Annotated in this window: 6 protein-coding genes; all 6 read left to right on the top strand. The window is 70.9% G+C overall.

All coding sequences use genetic code 11. From position 1 onward, the window contains the following. The first annotated feature begins 251 nt into the window (after positions 1-251). The 6 genes from dnaE to HWD93_RS17840 all read left to right on the top strand — a co-directional run bounded on the left by dnaE (position 252) and on the right by HWD93_RS17840 (position 7,879). On the top strand, positions 252-3,734 hold the full coding sequence (gene dnaE, locus HWD93_RS17865; RefSeq protein WP_374115183.1) for a DNA polymerase III subunit alpha: 3,483 nt from the start codon (positions 252-254) through the stop codon (positions 3,732-3,734). A 2-nt stretch (positions 3,735-3,736) separates the two neighbouring features. Further along, a complete protein-coding gene (locus HWD93_RS17860; protein WP_261647546.1) occupies positions 3,737-4,087 on the top strand; it encodes a DUF2200 domain-containing protein in 351 nt (116 codons plus the stop codon). Further along, positions 4,084-4,893 (top strand): phosphotransferase, encoded by an 810-nt coding sequence (locus HWD93_RS17855; protein WP_261647545.1) that lies wholly within the window; start codon positions 4,084-4,086, stop codon positions 4,891-4,893. Before HWD93_RS17860 ends, HWD93_RS17855 begins: the two co-directional genes overlap by 4 nt. Before the next feature lie 95 nt (positions 4,894-4,988). Further along, entirely contained in the window at positions 4,989-6,296 is a 1,308-nt protein-coding gene (gene hisD / locus HWD93_RS17850; RefSeq protein WP_261647544.1) for a histidinol dehydrogenase, read from the top strand. Positions 6,297-6,308: 12 nt separating this feature from the next. Next, complete coding sequence (nrdR, locus tag HWD93_RS17845) at positions 6,309-6,806, top strand: transcriptional regulator NrdR (RefSeq protein WP_261647543.1); 498 nt, start codon at positions 6,309-6,311, stop codon at positions 6,804-6,806. Beyond that, a complete protein-coding gene (locus HWD93_RS17840) occupies positions 6,803-7,879 on the top strand; it encodes a quinone-dependent dihydroorotate dehydrogenase (protein WP_261647542.1) in 1,077 nt (358 codons plus the stop codon). Before nrdR ends, HWD93_RS17840 begins: the two co-directional genes overlap by 4 nt. The last annotated feature ends 402 nt before the right edge of the window (positions 7,880-8,281 follow it).

Raw genomic sequence — 8,281 nt, 5'->3', positions numbered from 1 at the left:
CTGCGGAGCGGCACTTCGTGCGCTCTCGGCGGGACGCGCGCGGCGTGTTGCGCGCCCTGGACGGCGCGACGCCCTGACGTACGGGAGGCGCGGGTCGGGCCCGCACCGCGCCTCCCGTCCGCCTCGACGCGCCCGGGCTTGTCCCCGGTCGCGGTTAGGCTGTTCCCAGACCGCAGCAGCTCCCGCGAACCGGAGGTTCCGTGTCGGATTCCGACTCCTTCGTCCACCTGCACGTGCACAGTGAGTACTCGATGCTCGACGGCGCCGCCAGGCTCGGCGACCTCGTAGCCGAGACCGCCGCGCAGGGCATGCCCGCCGTGGCCGTGACCGACCACGGCAACATGTTCGGCGCGTTCGAGTTCTGGAAGGCCGCCAAGGCCGGCGGCGTCAAGCCGATCATCGGGACCGAGGCGTACATCACGCCGCGCACCCACCGGACCGACAAGACCCGTGTGCGCTGGGGCGACGGCGGCGGCGACGACGTGTCCGGCTCCGGCGCGTACACGCACATGACGATGTTCGCCGAGAACACGACGGGCATGCACAACCTGTTCCGGCTCTCGAGCAAGGCGTCGATCGAGGGGTACTACTTCAAGCCCCGCATGGACATCGAGCTGCTCGAGGAGTACCACGACGGCATCATCGCCACGACGGGCTGCCCCTCGGGGGAGATCCAGACCCGGCTGCGGCTCGGCCAGTACGACGAAGCCGTCAAGGCCGCGGCGGACTACCGCGACATCTTCGGCAAGGAGAACTACTTCGCCGAGGTCATGGACCACGGGCTCGAGATCGAACGTCGGATCATGAGTGACCTGATCCGACTGGCGAAGGACCTCGACATCCCGCTGGTCGGCACGAACGACCTGCACTACACGCATTCGCACGACGCCAAGTCGCACGCGGCGCTGCTCTGCGTCCAGTCCGGGTCGACCCTGAACGACCCGAACCGCTTCAAGTTCGACGCCGACGAGTTCTACCTGAAGACCCCGCAGCAGATGCGGCACCTCTTCCGTGACAACCCCGAGGCCTGCGACAACACGCTGCTCATCGCCGAGCGGTGCAACGTCGAGTTCGACACCGCGGCCAACTACATGCCGAAGTTCCCCGTGCCCGAGGGGGAGACCGAGCACTCGTGGTTCGAGAAAGAGGTGGCGAAGGGCCTCGAGTACCGGTACCCCGACGGCATCACGCGCGAGGTCCAGGAACGCGCCGACTACGAGGTCGGCATCATCAACCAGATGGGCTTCCCGGGGTACTTCCTCGTGGTCGCCGACTTCATCAACTGGTCGAAGAACAACGGCATCCGCGTCGGTCCCGGCCGTGGTTCCGGTGCCGGCTCGATGGTGGCGTACGCGATGCGCATCACCGACCTCGACCCGATCCGGCACGGCCTGATCTTCGAGCGCTTCCTCAACCCGGACCGTGTCTCGATGCCCGACTTCGACGTCGACTTCGACGACCGGCGCCGCGGTGAGGCGATCAAGTACGTCACCGAGAAGTACGGGTCGGCGCGTGTCGCGCAGATCGTCACGTACGGCACGATCAAGGCGAAGCAGGCGCTCAAGGACTCCTCGCGTGTCCTGGGCTTCCCGTTCGGCATGGGCGAGAAGCTCACCAAGGCGATGCCGCCGCCCGTGATGGGCAAGGACATCCCGCTCACCGGGATCTTCGACAAGGACCACCCGCGCTACAAGGAAGCCGTGGACGTCCGCACGGTCGTCGAGACCGACCCCGAGGCGAAGACGGTGTTCGACACCGCGCTCGGGCTCGAGGGGCTGAAGCGCCAGTGGGGCGTGCACGCCGCCGGCGTCATCATGTCGAGCGACCCGCTGATCGACATCATCCCCGTGATGAAGCGCGAGCAGGACGGCCAGATCGTCACGCAGTTCGACTACCCGGCAGCGGAGTCGCTCGGCCTGATCAAGATGGACTTCCTGGGGCTCCGCAACCTCACGATCATCAGTGACGCCCTCGACAACATCAAGACGAACCGTGGGATCGAGCTCGACCTCGAGAACATGGGGCTCGAGGACCCCGAGGCGTACGCGCTCCTGCAGCGTGGTGACACCCTCGGCGTGTTCCAGCTCGACGGCGGACCGATGCGTGGGCTGCTGCGCCTGATGAAGCCCGACAACTTCGAGGACATCTCCGCGCTCATCGCCCTGTACCGTCCGGGCCCCATGGGTGCGAACTCGCACACGAACTACGCGCTCCGCAAGAACGGCGAGCAGCCGATCACGCCGATCCACCCGGAGCTCGAGGAGCCCCTGCAGGACATCATCGGCACGACCTACGGCCTGATCATCTACCAGGAGCAGGTCATGGCCATCGCGCAGAAGGTGGCCGGGTTCTCCCTCGGCCAAGCGGACATCCTCCGCCGCGCGATGGGCAAGAAGAAGAAGTCCGAGCTGGACAAGCAGTACGCCGGCTTCGAGAAGGGCATGCAGGACAACGGCTACTCGGCCGCTGCCATCAAGACGCTGTGGGACATCCTGCTGCCGTTCTCCGACTACGCGTTCAACAAGGCGCACTCGGCGGCGTACGGCGTGGTGTCGTTCTGGACCGCGTACCTCAAGGCGCACTACCCGGCCGAGTACATGGCTGCCCTGCTGACGAGCGTCGGCGACGCCCGCGACAAGCTCGCGCTGTACCTCAACGAGTGCCGCCGGATGGGCATCAAGGTCATGCCGCCGGACGTCAACGAGTCGATCGGCTTCTTCGCCGCCGTCGGCGAGGACATCCGCTTCGGCATGGGCGCGATCCGCAACGTCGGCTTCAACGTCGTCGACGACATCGTCCAGGCCCGCACCGAGAAGGGCGCGTTCGAGTCCTTCCACGACTTCCTCCGCAAGATCCCCATCTCGTCGGCGAACAAGCGCACGGTCGAGTCGCTCATCAAGGCCGGTGCGTTCGACGAGTTCGGCGATTCCCGCCGTGCACTCGTCGAGATCCACGAGGGCGCCGTCGAAGGTGCGGTGAAGGTCAAGCGCGACGAGGCCCACGGCAACGTCGGGTTCGACTTCGACTCGCTCTTCGCCGAGGTCGCCGAGGAACAGCCGTCGGCAGCCGTCGTGTCCCAGGTGCCCGACCGTCCGGAGTGGTCCAAGCGCGACAAGCTCGCGTTCGAACGGGACATGCTCGGCCTGTACGTCTCCGACCACCCGCTCGCCGGGCTCGAGATCGAGCTGGCGAAGCACCAGTCGATCACCATCGCCGACCTCATCGCGGCCGACGACTCGGTCGAGGGTGAGACGGTCACCGTCGCGGGGCTCCTGACGAGCGTGCAGCACCGGGTGGCGAAGTCCAGCGGCAACCCGTACGGCATCGTCGACATCGAGGACTTCGGCGGCCAGATCGGCGTGATGTTCCTGGGCAAGACCTACCAGGAGTTCGGGCCGTCGCTCGTCGCCGACTCGATCGTGGTCCTGCGCGGTCGTGTCAACGTGCGCGACGACGGCAAGGCCCTGCACGCGGTGAGCATGTTCCAGCCGAACGTCGGTGACGCCATGGGGTCCGGGCCGCTGACGCTGAGCCTGCCCGAGCGGCAGGCGACGACCACGACGGTGACCGAACTCGCCGCCGTCCTCGGTCGGCACAGCGGCGAGACCGAGGTCCGGTTGAAGCTCATCAAGGACGACGTCGCCCGCACGTTCGAGCTGCCGTTCCCGGTGAACCTGACGCCCGACCTCTTCGGCGAGCTGAAGAGCCTGCTCGGGCCGCGCTGCCTGGTCTGACGATGGCAGGGCACCGCATCTTCGGCACGCCGTTCGCGGCTGTGTACCCGCACTACCTCGCGAAGGTGGAGCGCAAGGGGCACACCAAGGCCGAGCTCGACGCAGTGATCGAGTGGCTCACGGGGTTCGATGACGCCGCGCTCGAGCAGCACCTCGCCGACGAGACCACGTTCGAAGACTTCTTCGCGGCCGCGCACCTCCATCCGAACGCACCGCTCATCACCGGCGTGATCTGCGGCGTCCGGATCGAGGAACTCGACGACCCGCTCATGCGGCAGATCCGGTACCTGGACAAGCTCGTCGACGAGGTCGCGAAGGGCCGTCCGATGTCGAAGGTGCTCCGGACCGCGTGAACACCGTGGCGGGCGGTCCGGACGCCGGCACCCTGCGTGCCTTCGGCGTGGGCGACCAGCGGCTCGAACGGCTCGCGGGCGGGCGCGGGCTGACCTGGCGCGCCGGCGACGTCGTCCTCCGACCGCACGACGGCGCGACGGTGACGGACTGGCGGGCGGGCATCCTCGCCGAGCTGGCGCACACCTCGACGTTCCGCACACCTCGACCAGTCCGGACGGTCGACGGCCCGTGGCGCGCCGGCGCATGGGAGGCCTGGGAGTGGCTGCCCGGCCGCGCCGACGAGACCCGGGTCGCCGACGTCATCCGCGTCGGGAACGCCTTCCACCGAGCGATCGCACACCTCGGTCGCCCCGCGTTCCTCGCCCCGTCCGCGCCGCGCCCCGAGGACCCGTGGGGCCGCGCCGACCGGATGGCCTGGGGAGCAGCGCGCCTGCCGGACGACCCCACGCTCGACCGCCTCGCCGCGGCCTTCCGGCCCGTCCGAGCACGGTCGCAGCTCGTCCACGGCGACCTGCTCGGCAACGTCCTCTTCGCCGATGCCGCCGACGCCGCCGTCCCCGCCGTCATCGACTGGCCGCCGTCCTGGCGACCCGCCGGGTTCGGCGCGGCCGTCGCCGCAGTCGACGCGGTGTGCTGGCACGGCGTCCCGGTCGCGCAGCTCGACGCGCTCGGTGCCGACGTCGCGGAGTGGGACCAACTGCTCGTGCGCGCGCTCGCGTTCCGCATCGCGACGCTCCACCTGCTCGGCGCCTGGGACGCGGCAGCCGCCGCCCGACACCGCCCCGTCGTCGACGCGCTGGCCTGACGACGCGGGCCCCGGGCCCCCTCAGCGCGGGCCAGGAGGCGCGGTGCCGGTCCGCCACCGACCTCCCGTCCGCGCTCGGTAGGCTTGACCACCTGATGATGCAGCGAATCGACCTCCGTGGCGGCCTCCCCGCCCGTGCCGAACTCCTCCGACTCATGCCGCGCGCCGCCGGTGACGTCTCGCACGCGGTGGACGCCGCCCGCGAGCTCGTCGACGCCGTCCGCGAGCACGGGGCGTCGGCGCTGCACGACCAGGCCGAACGGTTCGACGGGGGGGCGCCCGAGCACGTGCGGGTCCCCGCTGCCGAGATCGCCGCGGCCGTCGCCGGCCTCACGCCCGAGCTCCGGGAAGCGCTCGACGAGGCCATCCGCCGGGTCCGGGCAGCGAGTGCGGCGCAGGTGCCCGCCGCGTCCGTGACCACCCTGGCCGACGGCGCCGAGGTGCACCAGCGCTGGCAGCCGATGCGCCGCGTGGGCCTCTACGTGCCCGGTGGCAAGGCGGTGTACCCGTCGAGCGTCGTCATGAACGTCGTCCCCGCCCAGGTCGCCGGCGTACGGTCGATCGCGCTCGTGTCGCCCCCGCAGCGTGACCACGGGGGAGCGGTGCACCCGACGATCCTCGCGGCGGCCGGCCTGCTCGGCATCGACGAGGTCTACGCCATGGGCGGCGCCGGAGCCGTCGGTGCGCTGGCGTACGGCGTCCCGTCGATCGGCCTCGAGCCGGTCGACCTCGTCACGGGTCCCGGCAACAACTACGTCGCAGCGGCCAAGCGCCTCGTGCGCGGTGTCGTCGGCATCGACGCCGAGGCCGGCGCGACGGAGATCCTCGTGATCGCCGACGACACCGCGGACCCCGGGTACGTGGCCGCCGACCTCATCAGCCAGGCCGAGCACGACGAGCAGGCCGGCAGCGTGCTCGTGACGACGTCGGCGGCGTTCGCCGACGCGGTGGAGGCGGCCATCCCGGAACGTGCTGCGCGTGTCGGGACCGCGTCGCGCCTCCAGGTCGCCCTGGACGGACCGCAGTCCGCGATCGTGCTCGTGGACTCGCTCGCCGACGCGGCGACCGTGAGCAACGCCTACGGGCCGGAGCACCTCGAGATCCAGACCACCGACGACGACGCGGTCCTCGCCGACATCGACGCCGCGGGCGCGGTGTTCGTCGGGCCGAGCACGCCGGTCAGCCTCGGTGACTACCTGGCCGGGTCGAACCACGTCCTGCCGACCGGCGGGCAGGCACGCTTCGGCTCCGGACTGTCCGCGTCGACGTTCCTCCGCCCGCAGCAGGTCATCCGCTACTCGCCCGAGGCCCTCGCCGAGGTCGCGCCGCACATCGTCGCCCTCGCGACCGAGGAGCAGCTCCCCGCGCACGGCGCCGCCGTGACGGAGCGCACGAACCGGTAGCCTGGGGTCGACATGTTCTGCCCCTTCTGCCGCCACCCGGACTCCCGCGTCGTCGACTCCCGGACGAGCGACGACGGAACCTCCATCCGTCGCCGTCGTCAGTGCCCGAACTGCGGCCGCCGTTTCTCGACCACCGAGACCGCTTCGCTCAACGTGGTGAAGCGCAACGGGGTGACCGAGCCGTTCAGCCGCGACAAGATCGTGTCCGGCGTGCGCAAGGCCTGCCAGGGACGCCCGGTGACCGACGGCGACCTGGCGATCCTCGCGCAGCGCGTCGAGGAGACCGTGCGGTCATCGGGGTCGAGCCAGATCGACGCGAACGACATCGGGCTCGCGATCCTCGCGCCGCTCCGCGAACTCGACGAGGTCGCCTACCTCCGGTTCGCCAGCGTCTACAAGGCCTTCGACTCGCTCGAGGACTTCGAGGACGCCATCGGCCAGCTCCGCCGCGACCACCACGGCGTGGCCGACCCGGTCGCCGGCTCGTCCCCGGCCGGGGCCGGCGCGTGAGCGGCATCGCAGAACGGATCGTCCGCGGCGGGTACTCCGTCGTGTTCCGCTCGGTGTTCGCCAACATGGACCCCGAGCGCGCGCACCACATCGCGTTCGCGGTGATCAAGTGGCTGCCGCACGTGCCCGTCGTCGGACGGCTCGTCGAGCGCTACTCGCGGCCCTCCGCCGCCGACGGCGTGACGACCATGGGGATCCACTTCCCGTCGCGCTTCGGCCTGGCCGCCGGGTTCGACAAGGACGCCCGGGGGATCGCCGGACTCGGTGTCCTCGGGTTCGGGCACGTCGAGGTCGGCACCATCACCGCCAAGCCGCAGCCCGGCAACGAGCGCCCGCGGCTCTTCCGGCTCGTCCCCGACCGCGCCCTCATCAACCGCATGGGCTTCAACAACCACGGTGCCGCCGCAGCAGCACGTCGGTTGGAGCGTGCCCGCCGCAACCCCGGGCGGCCCGTCATCGGCGTGAACATCGGCAAGAGCCGGGTCGTCGCCGTCGAGGACGCCGTCGACGACTACCTCGAGTCGACGCGCAGGCTCGCACCGTTCGCGGACTACCTGGCGGTCAACGTCAGCTCGCCGAACACGCCCGGGCTGCGCGGCCTGCAGGAGCTCGACCAGCTCCGCCCGCTGCTCACCGCCGTGCGCGACGCCGCCGGCAAGGTGCCGGTGCTGGTGAAGATCGCGCCGGACCTCACCGACGAGCAGATCGACGCGATCGCCGGGCTCGCCGTCTCCCTCGGGCTGGCCGGCGTCATCGCGAACAACACCACGATCTCCCGCTCGGGACTCCGCACGCCGGCTGCGGACGTCGAGGCGATGGGCGCCGGGGGACTGTCCGGCGCACCGGTCGCGGCTCGGTCGCTCGAGGTCCTGCGGCGGGTCCGGGCCGCGGTGCCGTCGGACTTCTGCGTGATCGCGGTCGGCGGCGTCACGACCGAGCAGGACGTGCAGGACCGCATCGACGCCGGGGCGACCCTGGTGCAGGGCTACACGGCGTTCCTCTACGAGGGGCCGACCTGGGCGACGCGGATCAACCGGCTCCGGCGGCGGCGGTTGGGGCGCGCGGCGCGCTGACGTCGCGTGCGCGTCGCCGAGCGGGCGCGCTGGCGTCGCGTGCGCGTCGCCGAGCGGGCGAAATACGTCGCGCTCGACGCGTCGTGGCGGTGCGTTCTGCCCGCTCGGCGAGTCGTACGCGGCGAGTCGTGACCGGTCGGGGTCGCGGGTCTGGGGCCGGGTCTGCGCGTCCGGGGCCGGGTGTCCGTCGTCGAGGTCGCACGACACGCCGCGTGTGCTGTGGCGAGGTCGCGCAATGCGCCGTCGCGCGCGCCGCGGAGCGGCACTTCCCGCGACCTCGCCGATGCGTACCGGGTGGATCGCATGGCCGCGTCGAGCACCTGACGGAGGGGAGGCGCGGGTCGGGGCCGCACCGCGCCTCCCGTCAGAAGCGGGTCGAGCCGCGCAACCGGCGCGGCCGGC

This window comes from Curtobacterium sp. C2H10 (assembly GCF_025407985.1).
In the GTDB taxonomy this organism is placed as follows: Bacteria; Actinomycetota; Actinomycetes; order Actinomycetales; family Microbacteriaceae; genus Curtobacterium.
This window is presented reverse-complemented; position numbering and strand designations above follow the sequence as displayed.